Raw genomic sequence first — 12,872 nt, 5'->3', positions numbered from 1 at the left:
GGGCGCCTTGAGTTAGACCGCCGGCGCGACCGCCAGGCGTTCCTCCACCACGGCAGCAAGGTGCTTGCAGATGCGTTCGGCGGTGGGCATGTCGGCCGCCTCCACCATCACCCGGACCAGGGCTTCGGTTCCGGATGGGCGCAGAAGCACCCGGCCGGTCTCGCCGAGTTCCGCGGAAGCTTCAGCGACAGCGGCCAGCACACCCTCATCGGTGCCGGCCCGGGCCTTGTCCACGTTCTTGACGTTGATCATCAGCTGTGGAAGCTTGGTCATCACCGTGGCGAGTTCTTTCAACGACTTGCCGGTGAGGGCCACCTGTGCGGCCAGCTGCAGGCCGGTCAGGAGGCCGTCGCCCGTGGTGGCGTGGTCTGCGAAAATCACGTGGCCGGACTGCTCGCCGCCGAGGTTGTAGCCGCCGTCGCGCATTTCCTCGAGAACATAGCGGTCCCCCACCGCGGTCTCCCGGATGCTGATCCCGGCGTTGCGGAGGGCGATCTTCAGCCCGAGGTTGCTCATGACGGTGGCCACCAGGACGTTGTCCTTGAGCTTCCCGGATTCCTTCAGCGCCAGGGCGAGGATGGCCATGATCTGGTCACCGTCCACCTCGTTGCCTTCATGGTCGATGGCAAGGCACCGGTCGGCGTCGCCGTCGTGGGCAATGCCCAGGTCGGCGCCGTGCTCCACTACGGCCCTTTGGAGAGCGCCGAGGTGGGTCGAGCCCACGCCGTCGTTGATGTTCAGGCCGTCGGGCTCCGCGCCGATGACCACGATCTCGGCGCCGGCATCGTTGAAGAGCTGCGGTGAACAGCCGCTGGCAGCACCGTGGGCGCAGTCGAGGACCACCTTCAGCCCGTCGAGGCGGTGCGGCAGCGTCCCCAGCAAGTGGACGATGTAGCGGTCCTCGGCGTCCGAGAAGGTCTGAATGCGGCCTACGTCGCTACCGGTGGGCCGGAACGGATCTTTGCCCATCTGCGCCTCGATGGCGTCTTCCACCTCGTCTGGCAGCTTCTGGCCGCCCTTGGCAAAGAATTTGATGCCGTTATCCGGGGCTGGGTTGTGGGAGGCCGAGATCATGACGCCGAAGTCGGCGTTAAGGTCGGCCACCAAGTAAGCAGCGGCAGGGGTCGGGAGGACACCGGCGTCGTAAACGTCGATACCGGAGCTGGAGAGTCCTGCCGCGACGGCGGCAGAGATAAACTCGCCGCTGGCCCGCGGATCGCGGGCCACCACGGCGCGCGGCCTGGTGCCGTCGGCCGTGCGTTCGTGGCCGAGCACGACGGCGGCCGCTTGCGCCAACTGCATCGCCAGCTCTGCTGTGAGCAGGCCGTTAGCCAGGCCCCGGACACCATCTGTTCCAAATAATCTAGACATCGGGTCAAGTTTAGACGATTGAGCTGCCAAGGCTGGCGTCGGCCCGCGCCGTGACGCGGGCTGCCAGTATTCCCTACCGGCCGCAGCACCTTTTGCACGCAGCGGGGCTTAAACGGCGGAAGCCCGTACCGACGAGTGTCGGGACGGGCTTCCGGTAAGCGGATTTAGCGCTTGGAGTACTGCTGAGCCTTGCGGGCCTTCTTGAGACCGGCCTTCTTGCGCTCGATGACGCGTGCGTCACGAGTGAGGTAACCGGCCTTCTTCAGCGTGGCGCGGTTGTTCTCGACGTCGATCTCGTTCAGTGAACGGGCGATTCCGAGACGCAGCGCACCGGCCTGGCCGGAAGGGCCACCGCCGTGGATGCGGGCAATGACGTCGTAGGCGCCGTCAAGATCGAGGATCTTGAAGGGCTCGTTGACGTCCTGCTGGTGCAGCTTGTTCGGGAAGTAGTTCGCCAGCTCGCGGCCGTTGATGATCCACTTGCCGGAGCCCGGCACAACGCGAACGCGTGCAACGGCTTCCTTGCGGCGGCCAACAGCTGCGCCGGCAACGGTCAGTGCCGGGCGCTCCTTCTTCGGCGCAGCAGCTTCAGCAGCTCCGCTTTCCGAGGTGTAGCTGGTCAGGGTTTCCTCTGCCTCAACGGCTTCGGTGGTCTCTTCGTTCTGAGCCACGGTTCTCCTTGTATAGATAAGTTGTTTGGTGGCCAGGACTACTGGGCGACCTGGGAAATTTCGAAAGTCTTGGGCTGCTGGGCGGCGTGCGGGTGCTCTGCACCGCGGTAAACCTTCAGCTTGCCCAGCTGCTGTGCAGCGAGGGAGTTCTTCGGGAGCATGCCCTTGATGGCCTTCTCCACGGCGCGGACCGGGTTGGATTCCAGCAGCTCCGCATAGTTGACGGAGGTCAGGCCGCCCGGGTAGCCGGAGTGGCGGTAAGCGCGCTTCTGCTCGAGCTTGGCGCCGGTCAGGGCAACCTTCTCAGCGTTGATGATGATGACGAAGTCGCCCATGTCCATGTGGGGAGCAAAGGTGGCCTTGTGCTTGCCGCGCAGCAGGATTGCGGTCTGGCTGGCGAGACGACCAAGGACAACGTCGGTGGCGTCAATGACGTGCCACTGGCGGTTGATATCGCCGGGCTTCGGGGTGTACGTACGCACGGTGTTTGCCTCGTTCTTGTTCTGGCGTTCTTGTTTAGGTGTCACGTAAGCGTGTGCACCTACTATCTATGCGCTACCGGAACAGAGGTGAGGGCTCTATGAATCCAGTGGTCCAGAAGTCTCGAATGTGCCCGAGGAGTAGTTATCCTGCAACCGGATTCTCAGCGGGCACGCATCATCGAGAAAGGACACGCACAACGACTATCAAGAATAGCGGGTACAGAGGCTGCTGGTCAAAATAGGCTCTAGGTAGCCAGCCTGCGCCGGTCCTGATGCCGCGTCCGGCGACTTTGACCGCGAACAACTTCAAGCTTAGGTGCCCCGTTGACTGAAATGCCCCCGGTTGCTCTGTTGGTCGCTGCCTGCACCCTTTTGGGCCTTGCCGCAGCACCCGCTGCCCTTGCAGTCACGCGGCGGTTGCTGCCCGGCATCGAGCTGGGGCACGTCCGCTGGCATGCTGTTGCCGGCTCTGTCGCCACAGCAGCGCTGTTTGGGGCGATGGCTTGGCGGTTCGGCTGGACCTGGGTGCTGCCGGCCTTCCTGTTTCTCTGTGCAGCTGGTCTTGTGCTGTCGCGAATTGACCTGCAACACAAACTATTGCCCAACAGGATTGTTGTTCCCGCGCTCGGAATCGGCCTCCTGCTGCTGCTTATGGACGCCGGCATGAACCAGCGATGGGGAAATCTGCTCGTGGCAGCCATCGGATGTGCCGTAACTTTCGTGTTTTATCTAATTTTGGCGCTGATTTCTCCCCGCGGAATGGGGATGGGCGACGTAAAGCTCTCAGCACCACTCGGTTTGTACTTGGGGTACCTCTCTGTGGGGCACTTGATACTGGGTATTGCTCTTGGTTTTGTTGTGGGCGCTGTGACCAGCGTGCTCCTTGTTATAGGCGGATTGGCGGGGCGGAAGACGTCAGTGCCCTTCGGGCCGTCGATGTTCGCTGGCTGTGTCCTGACAGTGCTGTGGGGCACCGAGATCGGGCGGGTTCTCTTACCGACGGTCTTCCCCCGCTAGCCGTTTCCGCGTACACCAAGTAGTCGCGTACTTGGGGAGCCCCCATTAAGTTGTGTTACAGCAAGTAGACGACTGATTCTCGTGTCAAAAAGACGAGTACATCCACTCATTGTGGGGCTATTTGTTACTCCTGTATTCCTTAGTGCATCGAAACTTCTAGCAACGCCAAGTTGGGGGGAGCTGGAAATTCGAAACCAATTCAGCACTCACAAAAGGAACACGAAAATGAACTCAGCACTGGTCTCCATGATCGCTTTTGTCGCCGGCGTCAAGAACCGCCTCACGGGTGAAGAAAAGGGCGCAACGGCCGTTGAATACGGTCTAATGGTTGCCCTCATCGTCATCGCCGCCATCGCCGGTATCACGGCAGTCGGAACTAATCTGCAGACTCTCTTCAACACGGACATCGCCCCCAAGCTTCTCTAAGAGCAGCTTTTCAGATCGCCGGCATGATGGCGGCTCCCAGGCCATCTGGGAGCCGCCATTGGCTTTTCGAGACATGAGGATCGAAAAATGCGTAAGAAAAATGAAAAAGGTGCAGCCGCAGTGGAATTCGCATTAATTCTGCCGGTCTTACTGCTCATATTGATCGGCATCATCGAGTTTTCCTTGGCTTTCAACGCCCAGCTTTCCCTCAATCAGGCTGCAAGGGAGGGTGCACGGTATATGGCCATCCACAACAACACCGGAGCGGCGGCTACTGCGGCTAGCAATGCAGCCGGCAGGCTGGCACCGAGCACTGTGACAACTACGTTCGCTGTCAGCGGTGGCGGAACCGCCTGCTCGGCCGGCAAGCAGGTGACGGCCACCACTAGCTACACCCTCACCACGGTCACCGGCTTCCTCGACGCCTTCACTGGAACCATAGTCCTCACCGGAAAAGGAACAATGCAATGCGGTGGTTAGTCGATGACAACGAGAAGCAACGCGGCGCCACGGCCGTCCTGGTGGCCGTCCTGATGGTTCCCCTGCTCGGATTTGGAGCAATCGCCGTGGACGTCGCCGCAATGTACGCGGAGAAATCCGTAGTGCAGAACGGCGCAGATGCTTCAGCCCTTGCCGTGGCTCAGACTTGCGCCAAAAGCACCGCCAACCCGGGCTGCGCTACGGGTTCTTCGCTCTCCGGTCCTCTTGCCAACGCCAATGCCAAGGACAATCTCACCAATGTGGCTTCGACGGTCGTGGACAAAACGGCCGGAAAGGTCACCGTCACCACAAACGCCCAGGACACCTCTGGTGTTCATTTCTCGACCTTCTTTGCGAGGATCTTCGGCACTGACACCACTAACATCGGGGCCGTTGCCGAAGCGAAATGGGGCGGCGCCCAATCCGGAAACGTCTTTCCCATTGCTTTTTCCGAATGCGAAGTTGACCTCAGTGTCGCGGGCGATGGGTCTACACAATTCCTCCTCTCCCACGGCACAGGAGCTGGCAAGAAGGACACCTGCCACAACACCGCTTCGGGGCTTGAGATTCCCGGCGGTTTTGGCTGGCTCGTCACGGGCGGTTCATGCACCGTGACGGTCGACCTGTCATCACCGTGGGTTGACAGTAATACGGGAAACAACCCTGAAAAGGGTTGCGACACTATCCTCCAAGGTTGGAAGGACAAGCTCATCGCAGGGCAGAAAGTTATCGCTCTCTTCCCGGTCTTTGACAACGACAACAACGCGAGAGGCGCGAACGGCAAGTTCCACCTGAAGGCCTTCGCGGCCATCGATCTCATGGGCTGGGACCTGGCCAACCAAGACCCATTCCACTACATGCCAACGGCAGCACAGGCGTTCAAGGACGCTGGCGGCTGGAAGAGCAGCGACCTCGGCATCGTCGGCAAATTTGTCCGCTACGTAGCACTCGACGAAGCATTCGACGTCGGCGGACCCACCACCTACGGCGGAACCGTCGTAGAGCTCACCAAATAAGAACCAAAGGAGAATCCCGTGAAATCCAGGCTGCTGGGGGGCCTAGCAGCATTGCTCTTGGCAATTGTCGGATCTGTACTGATGTTCAATTACGCACAGGCAGCCGACAGCCGAGCTCAGCAAGGCTTAGAGCCCGTTGAAGTTCTTGTTGTTCAGAAAGCCGTTACGGCGGGCACCCCGGTGTCCAAGCTTTCCGAATCCGTTAAGCTAACGTCCATTCCAGGGACTGCTGTTCCTGCCGATGCAGTGAAGTCCCTAAGCGATTTCTCCGACAAAGTCACCGCAGTTGACCTCCAGCCTGGGGAACAACTCCTGAAAGCCCGTCTCGTTGATCCGAACGCCTTGGCGGCGCCTGGCACTGTTCCTGTTCCGGCCGGCATGGAGGAGATCTCGGTGCTGCTGGAACCGCAGCGCGTGATTGGTGGCCGCTTGGCTGCAGGGGACACCGTAGGTGTTTACATCTCATACAAGATGGACGACAAAGCTGGCGCGGACGCACCGGTCAGTAATGACATCAAGGGTTTCAAGGAGTTTACCGGGAAGGCTTTCCACAAGGTGCTCGTCACCAGCGTTCAGCAGGCTCCCCCGGAGACCTCCAAGGATGCAAGCTCCGCTGACGGCCCGGCGTTGCCTTCAGGTTCTGTTTACGTGACGCTTGCCCGTGAAGACGTTGACGCCGCCGAAATCGTTTTTGGTGCCGAGTTTGGAAAGATCTGGCTCTCTAAGGAGACCAACGAGTCGAAGGATTCCAAGCCTGGCTTGGTGACCTTGGGGAAGGTCGCACAATGAGCCGCTTCGTGGTCATCACCGCCGCGCAGGATTTCCAGCGCAAGGTACAGTCGGCGGTGCGCGGTGCACTCCACGGCACTGTGCAGATTCTTCCACCGTCAGTGATGCTCGGCGGCCCTCAGGAGCTCTTCGGCCGACTCTCCGGCGAACCTCCGGAAGTTCTTGTCTTAGGCCCGGGACTTCCGGGCGACGAGGCCCTCAAGCTGGCCACGGTGTTCGACCTCCAGTATCCGGAAATCAGCTTGGTGCTCGTGGAGGACATGGCCTCAGAGCAAGTCATCAATGCAATGCGGGCCGGCATACGGGACATCGTCAGTCCCAGCGCGGAGGTGTCTGAACTGCGCATCTTGCTGGAGCGGGCGTGCCTGGCCTCGGCAGGGCGCCGACGGGGATTAGTTGCAGCCGCCGGCCCTGAACGGCCGGCGGGTCGGGTCATCGCCGTAATGTCGCCAAAGGGTGGTGTTGGCAAGACTACGGTGGCCACAAACCTGGCGATTGGGCTGGGCAAGATTGCTCCCATGGGCGTCGTGATCGTTGATCTCGATGTTCAATTCGGCGATGTCGCAACCGGGCTCCAACTGGAGCCCGAGCACACTCTCCGTGACGCTGTCGGGGGCGCTGCTTTCCAGGATTCAATGGTTCTCAAGGCTTTCCTCACCGTTCATCCCAGCGGGATCTATGCCCTATGTGCACCAAATACGCCCGGCGAGGCCGACCATATTAGCGGCGAAGCCGTCAGCCATCTTCTGAACCAGATGGCTGCCGAATTCCAGTACGTCGTTGTTGACACGACTCCTGGCCTGGGCGAGCACGTGCTGGCAACCCTCGAGCAAGCCACGGACGCCGTGTGGGTCTGCGGTATGGACATTCCCAGCATCCGTGGATTGCACACGAGCTTCGAAGTACTACGGGAGCTCCAGCTGCTACCGCAGGGCCGGCACGTTGTACTCAACTTCGCTGACAGGCGGAGTGGTCTTACTGTCCAGGATGTTGAGGCGACCATTGGGGTCCCCGTTGACACTGTGGTTCCGCGCTCACGGGCAGTCCCGTTTTCTACCAACAAGGGTGTGCCCTTGCTGCAGGACTCGTCACATGACGGTGCTGCTCGCGCCTTCGCCAAATTGGTGGAGCGCTTCGACCCCAAGAGGGCCACACAACCACAGAAGAAAGTACACCGTCGGATGGTGATCTCATGAGCCTCGCAGATCGACTGGAAGCCGCCCGAGGCGGCATTGCTACTACCAGCATTTCAAGCCCACCTCCATACGAAGCCCAATCACCACCGTCCGCTAACGCTGGGAACGGTGGATCAGCCCCGGTCGATGCCCTTGCCGGTCTAAAACAACGCGCTGGGAAAGCCCTTTTTGAGAGGCTTGGCGCGCGGCTAACCGACTCATCGCTGACTGACGAAGAGTTGCGCAAGATTGCCCGCGATGAGCTAAGCCTGGTCATCGACGAGGAGCAGGTGCCACTCAGTCCGGAAGAACGGCGTCGCCTCATCCGCGATGTGGGAGACGACGTGCTGGGCTATGGCCCGCTGCAACGGTATCTCGAGGACCCGTCTGTCACAGAAATAATGGTGAATCGTCCGGATCAGGTCTACGTGGAACGTGATGGGCGCCTGATCCTAACCGACGGCCGATTCAGTTCTGAGGAGCACCTTCGCAAGGTCATCGAGCGGATCGTCGCAAAGGTTGGACGCCGGATCGACGAATCCTCACCATTAGTGGACGCCCGATTGGAGGACGGATCCCGTGTCAACGCAATCATTCCCCCGCTAGCGGTCAATGGATCCTCGCTCACTATTCGAAAATTCAGCAAGATCCCACTGACTGTCCAGAACCTGATCGACTTCGGAACACTGACACCGGAAATGGCTGAGCTCCTGAACGCGTGTGTCCGGGCCAAACTCAACATCATCGTGTCCGGCGGTACAGGTACGGGAAAGACGACGCTACTCAACGTGCTGTCATCCTTCATCCCTTCCGATGATCGCATCGTCACAATTGAGGACGCTGTTGAGCTCCAGCTGCAGCAGAGCCATGTGGTGCGGTTGGAAAGCCGCCCTGCCAATATCGAAGGCAAGGGCGCCGTCACTATTAGGGATCTGGTTCGGAACTCCCTCCGCATGCGGCCGGACCGGATTGTTGTGGGTGAGGTTCGTGGCGGTGAGAGTCTGGACATGCTCCAGGCGATGAACACAGGTCACGACGGCTCGATTTCAACTGTGCACGCAAACTCACCCCGCGACGCCGTTGCGCGCTTGGAGACGTTGGTGCTGATGGCTGGCATGGATCTTCCACTGCGCGCCATCCGGGAGCAAGTATCGTCGGCTGTTAACCTCATCGTTCATCTCTCCAGGTTGCGTGACGGCACTCGTCGGGTAACGCACATCACTGAGGTACAAGGTATGGAAGGCGAAATCGTCACGCTTCAGGACGCCTTCGTCTTCGACTATGCCGCCGGCGTCGATGCCAATGGCAGGTTCCTCGGCAAGCCTATTTCGACAGGGATTCGGCCCCGCTTTGTTGACCACTTTGCCGATCTGGGAATTGCCATCTCCCCAGCTGTCTTTGGTGGCCGGCCCATGCCGGTTGGAAGGCGATGATTGCAATGACACCTGCAATATTCGCTGTCGGCATGGTGCTCCTGGTCGGAGCAGTACTCGTTTTTGTATTCGTGGTGTTCCGCCCATCACACGGCTATGTTGCGCTCAGCCGCAGACGGCCGTTCGGTGGTGCCGAACACTCCGCGTTGACTAAATTCACTGACTCAACAGTGGGTGCAGTGGAACGGGTCCTCGCTGGCGGCAACAAGTCCCCGGGTGAGCGGGCCACACTGGATCAGGCTGGCCTCAAGATAGCCCGCGCAGACTTCATCGTGTTGGTGGGTGCCACTGCGGTGGTGGCCGGCTTCGTGGGCCTCATCCTCCAAGGACCGGTGTTCGCTGTGCTCTTCGCTGGCCTTACTCCGATCTTGGCTGCGATGTATCTGTCATTCCTGACGCAGCGCCGACGCGCACGCTTTGAGGCGCAACTCGGTGACACCTTGACCATGGTGTCCGGTGGTCTTCGGGCTGGTCACAGTGTTCTTCGTGCCATTGATGCAGTGGCGCAGGAAGCCAGCGAACCCACGGCCACGGAGTTCTCCCGGGTGGTCAATGAAACCAGGCTGGGCCGTGACCTACAGGACTCATTGAACGACGTCTCACTACGAATGAAGAGCGAGGACTTCAACTGGATGGCCCAGGCCATCGAAATCAACCGGGAGGTCGGCGGAGACCTCGCAGAAGTATTTGACCAAGTCGGCGAAACAATCCGTGAGCGCTCCCAGATCAAGGGAACGGTAAAGGCACTGAGTGCAGAAGGAAAGCTTTCCGCAATCATCCTCATGGCGCTACCAGTACTTCTGTTCATCCTCATCGGGTTGGCCAATCCCAAATACAGCGGCCAGCTAACCGGGCATCCGATCGGCTGGATGATGCTAGGCATTGCCGTGGTGATGATGACCATCGGCGGTCTGTGGATCCGCAAGATCAGCGATCTGAAATTCTAAGGGGATTACAAAATGCAACCTATAGCTTGGGGGATCATCGCCCTCACCGTTATACCTGCCTCGTACCTCGCTTGGTCACTGATTGTGGCGGACCGTAGATCCCGACTCGTCATTCAGGGCAACCTCAGCAAAGGCCTTGAAACCAGCGGGGCAGCAACCGCACCCCAAAACATGGATTTGGAGCGGATAGCTCGAAGGCTCACACCGACCGGATACGAAGCCAAGCTCGACCGTTTGTTGGCGCTGGCAGGCCGACCCTCCTCAATGCCGCTACCGCGGCTGCTGGTGGCCAAGCCCGCCCTCGCCCTCGTTGTGGCGGTCCTCATGATGCTCATGCTCAGCCGCGATGGCAGTGCACAGATGATTCTTCTGGCGGTCTTCGCAACTGGACTAGCGTATTTCGTTCCCGACCTTCTCATCTACAGCCGTGGGCAGGAACGTCAGAAGAAGATTCAGCTAGAACTGCCCAATACTCTGGATCAGATGTTGATCGCGGTCGAGGCCGGCCTCGGCTTCGAGTCCGCAATGGCCCGTGCGGGCCAGAATGGCAAAGGCCCGCTCGCGGAAGAACTCATCCGGACGCTACAGGACATGCAAGTTGGCCGCTCGCGCAAGGATTCCTATCTCGCATTGGCCGAGCGCAGCAATGTGCAGGACCTGAGAACCTTCGTGCGGGCAGTGGTACAGGCCGACGCCTACGGCATTGCCATTGCGAAGGTCCTCAAGGCCCAGGCGAAAGAGATGAGGGTCAAACGTCGTCAACGCGCCGAACAGAAGGCCATGAAACTTCCAGTGCTCGTACTGTTCCCGCTACTGCTCTTCATCTTTCCCGTTATCTTCATCGTGATTCTGGGGCCCGCCGTCATCAACATCATCGAGGCGTTCTCGTAGATCGGCTGGACCCCAGGGTCCCAAAAGCTGGGGTGTTGGCGCCCCGAGCCGCCCGACCGAGTCGCGGGATCTCAGGTCGGGAGAAGGCCCTGAGCGCGTGTGAGTGCTCGTTCAGGGCCTTCATGGGGAGAGAGCCTTCGTTTCCCAAAATGGCTAGTTCCATTCAATTGCATGGTGTTCATCACAGACCGGACCCCCTCGGCACCCAGCGCCGTGGGGGTCCTCTTGCGTGCCAGCCTCGCCAGGTCACAGCGATTCCGCATGAAAGAAACACTCGTGACGCAGGCAAAGCGCAGTTTGGGCAGGATTGACGCAGAATGCTCAAAGATCAGTCAAGGAACGGGAAAGTGGTTGCTACTTTTTTGGCAGAGCTGGTGCAGGACCAGCCACCCAAAACTCGCTCAGGAGTCCCCATGCTTTCTCTCTACACCAACCTCGCCATCCGCCTCCGCCGTGAAGAAACCGGCGCCACCGCCGTCGAATACGGCATTATGGTCGGGCTGATCGCCGTGGTCATCATCGTCGCCGTAACGCTCCTCGGTGGAACGCTGACCACTATGTTCGAATCAGTAAAGTGCCAGGTTGGTGGCGGGACATGGACTGATGTCGCCCAGACCACCACCACGGCCGCTGGCGGAACCTGCGCCCCGTAACTCCTCCCACCTCCCGACGCGCCCCCCGGACACGTCAACCCGAAGTGGCGGCGGCAACCAAGCCGCCGCCACTTTGGCTGTCACCACCCTCCCCACCGGCCTGAACGAAAGGCACCACCATGTCCAGGGCATCCGAGCGCGGAGCCGTTGCGGTCGAGTTTGCGATCCTGGCGCCTGTCCTCGTCATGCTGCTCCTGGGCATCATGGAGTTCAGCCGGGCCTACAACGTTCAGGCTTCCCTCTCCGCAGCCGCCCGCGAAGGTGTGCGCGTCATGGCCATCTCCAACAGCGTCTCCGCTGCCAACAAGGCCGCGAAGGATAGTGCGGTATCCCTTCAGCCCGTGCTGAAGGACACCGACATCAAGTTCAAGAATCTCGATACCGGCACCACCAGCTGCGCGCCGGGTAACCGCATGACCATCACCATCAGCTACAACCTCTCCACCATGACCGGCATCGCCGGCCCGTTCCCCATGACCGGCAAGGGAGCCATGCTGTGCGGCGGCTAGAAAAGCACGACGGCGAACGCGGCGCCGTGAGCGTGCTGGTCGCCATCTTGCTGGTGGTGCTCCTGGGCTTCGGAGCGATCGCTGTAGACGTCGGAATGCTCTACGCCGAACGGACCCAGCTTCGCAACGGTGCGGACGCAGCTGCCCTTGCCATAGCCCAGAAGTGTGCGAAGAGCGCCACCGATCCCGACTGCTCCCCCACATCAACCCTGGCAGCCACCCTCACCAACAGCAACGCCAACGACGGCCTCAGCCACATCAAATCCATAGCGCTCAGTGCGACCAATCGCACCGTCACCGTCACAGCCGGCGCGCAGGAAGCCGGCAAAACTCCCAACGAAGTTTCGCTCTTCTTCGCCCGTGTGCTCGGCATGAACTCAGCCGAAGTCAATGCCCCTTCAACAGTTGTGTGGGGCAGCCCCGAAAAGGGGACCTCTCCCTTTCCGATCACCGTGTCAGTCTGCCAGGTCCGCAACACCACGAACATCATGCAGTTGCTCCAGTTGCATGGAAAAAACGCCAACCCCGACTGCAATTACGGGCCATCGGGTGCATTCGTAGAGGGCGGCTTCGGGGGCCTCAAGCAGGATCCCGGCCAGTGCGGCGCCTTCATCGATATCGCAAAGAGCACCGCCGGCGGAGATACCGGCAACAATGCGCCGCCAAATTGCGAGGCCAGGCTCAACGGCTGGGCGGCGGACATGAACGCCGGCAAGGACGTGATCGTGCTGCTGCCGATCTTCAATTCAGTGACCGGAACCGGAACCAACGCTATCTACGGACTGACAACATTCGCCGCGTTCAAGGTGGCCGGGTGGAAGGTCGGCAGCTCAGGGCTTCCCTATACCTTCCGCAACCGAGCTCCAGACGTCCCGGCCAGTCTTGAGTGCAAGGAACCTTGCCGGGGAATCATCGGAACCTTCGTCAAGTACGTTTCCTTGGCCAATGGCTACACGCTCGGCCCCATAAACCCGGACGGCGCAACCGTCGTTGCGCTCAGCAAGTAGCTCAT

Annotated in this window: 15 protein-coding genes; 12 read left to right on the top strand and 3 right to left on the bottom strand. The window is 60.2% G+C overall.

Going from position 1 to position 12,872, the window contains the following annotated elements:
• Positions 1-12: 12 nt before the first annotated feature.
• From glmM to rplM, 3 genes are all read right to left on the bottom strand, one after another.
• Positions 13-1,371 carry a phosphoglucosamine mutase gene (glmM, locus tag JOE31_RS08060; protein WP_209743153.1) on the bottom strand — a complete coding sequence of 453 codons (1,359 nt, stop codon included), beginning with the start codon at positions 1,369-1,371 and terminating at the stop codon, positions 13-15.
• Positions 1,372-1,535: 164 nt separating this feature from the next.
• Positions 1,536-2,042 (bottom strand): 30S ribosomal protein S9, encoded by a 507-nt coding sequence (rpsI, locus tag JOE31_RS08055; protein WP_043482963.1) that lies wholly within the window; start codon positions 2,040-2,042, stop codon positions 1,536-1,538.
• Between the two features lie 38 nt (positions 2,043-2,080).
• Entirely contained in the window at positions 2,081-2,524 is a 444-nt protein-coding gene (rplM, locus tag JOE31_RS08050) for a 50S ribosomal protein L13 (protein ID WP_011692756.1), read from the bottom strand.
• 333 nt (positions 2,525-2,857) lie between these two features.
• Between rplM and JOE31_RS08045 the strand changes: the two genes are divergently transcribed.
• The 12 genes from JOE31_RS08045 (at position 2,858) to JOE31_RS07990 (ending at position 12,867) form a co-directional block, all read left to right on the top strand.
• Positions 2,858-3,541, top strand: coding sequence for an A24 family peptidase (locus JOE31_RS08045; protein ID WP_245199487.1), 684 nt, complete (start codon positions 2,858-2,860; stop codon positions 3,539-3,541).
• A 225-nt stretch (positions 3,542-3,766) separates the two neighbouring features.
• Complete coding sequence (locus tag JOE31_RS08040; protein ID WP_209743149.1) at positions 3,767-3,967, top strand: Flp family type IVb pilin; 201 nt, start codon at positions 3,767-3,769, stop codon at positions 3,965-3,967.
• Between the two features lie 87 nt (positions 3,968-4,054).
• A complete protein-coding gene (locus JOE31_RS08035) occupies positions 4,055-4,447 on the top strand; it encodes a TadE/TadG family type IV pilus assembly protein (RefSeq protein ID WP_209743147.1) in 393 nt (130 codons plus the stop codon).
• The gene (locus JOE31_RS08030) at positions 4,435-5,463 is read left to right on the top strand and encodes a pilus assembly protein (protein WP_280872681.1); all 1,029 of its coding nucleotides are present in this window, start codon (positions 4,435-4,437) and stop codon (positions 5,461-5,463) included. Before JOE31_RS08035 ends, JOE31_RS08030 begins: the two co-directional genes overlap by 13 nt.
• Positions 5,464-5,481: 18 nt before the next feature.
• On the top strand, positions 5,482-6,252 hold the full coding sequence (locus JOE31_RS08025) for a Flp pilus assembly protein CpaB (RefSeq protein WP_209743143.1): 771 nt from the start codon (positions 5,482-5,484) through the stop codon (positions 6,250-6,252).
• Complete coding sequence (locus tag JOE31_RS08020) at positions 6,249-7,448, top strand: AAA family ATPase (RefSeq protein ID WP_011692762.1); 1,200 nt, start codon at positions 6,249-6,251, stop codon at positions 7,446-7,448. The genes JOE31_RS08025 and JOE31_RS08020 overlap by 4 nt, the downstream gene beginning before the upstream one ends.
• Complete coding sequence (locus JOE31_RS08015; protein WP_209743141.1) at positions 7,445-8,860, top strand: CpaF family protein; 1,416 nt, start codon at positions 7,445-7,447, stop codon at positions 8,858-8,860. The genes JOE31_RS08020 and JOE31_RS08015 overlap by 4 nt, the downstream gene beginning before the upstream one ends.
• Positions 8,857-9,807 (top strand): type II secretion system F family protein, encoded by a 951-nt coding sequence (locus JOE31_RS08010; RefSeq protein WP_209743139.1) that lies wholly within the window; start codon positions 8,857-8,859, stop codon positions 9,805-9,807. The genes JOE31_RS08015 and JOE31_RS08010 overlap by 4 nt, the downstream gene beginning before the upstream one ends.
• Positions 9,808-9,819: 12 nt before the next feature.
• Positions 9,820-10,698, top strand: coding sequence for a type II secretion system F family protein (locus tag JOE31_RS08005; RefSeq protein ID WP_209743137.1), 879 nt, complete (start codon positions 9,820-9,822; stop codon positions 10,696-10,698).
• Positions 10,699-11,111: 413 nt separating this feature from the next.
• Positions 11,112-11,351, top strand: a complete 240-nt coding sequence (locus tag JOE31_RS08000; protein WP_209743135.1) for a Flp family type IVb pilin — start codon at positions 11,112-11,114, stop codon at positions 11,349-11,351.
• 119 nt (positions 11,352-11,470) lie between these two features.
• Entirely contained in the window at positions 11,471-11,860 is a 390-nt protein-coding gene (locus JOE31_RS07995; RefSeq protein WP_209743133.1) for a TadE/TadG family type IV pilus assembly protein, read from the top strand.
• Entirely contained in the window at positions 11,848-12,867 is a 1,020-nt protein-coding gene (locus JOE31_RS07990) for a pilus assembly protein TadG-related protein (protein WP_209743131.1), read from the top strand. Before JOE31_RS07995 ends, JOE31_RS07990 begins: the two co-directional genes overlap by 13 nt.
• The last annotated feature ends 5 nt before the right edge of the window (positions 12,868-12,872 follow it).

It is taken from the genome of Arthrobacter sp. PvP023 (assembly GCF_017832975.1).
Lineage (GTDB): Bacteria > Actinomycetota > Actinomycetes > Actinomycetales > Micrococcaceae > Arthrobacter.
This window is presented reverse-complemented; position numbering and strand designations above follow the sequence as displayed.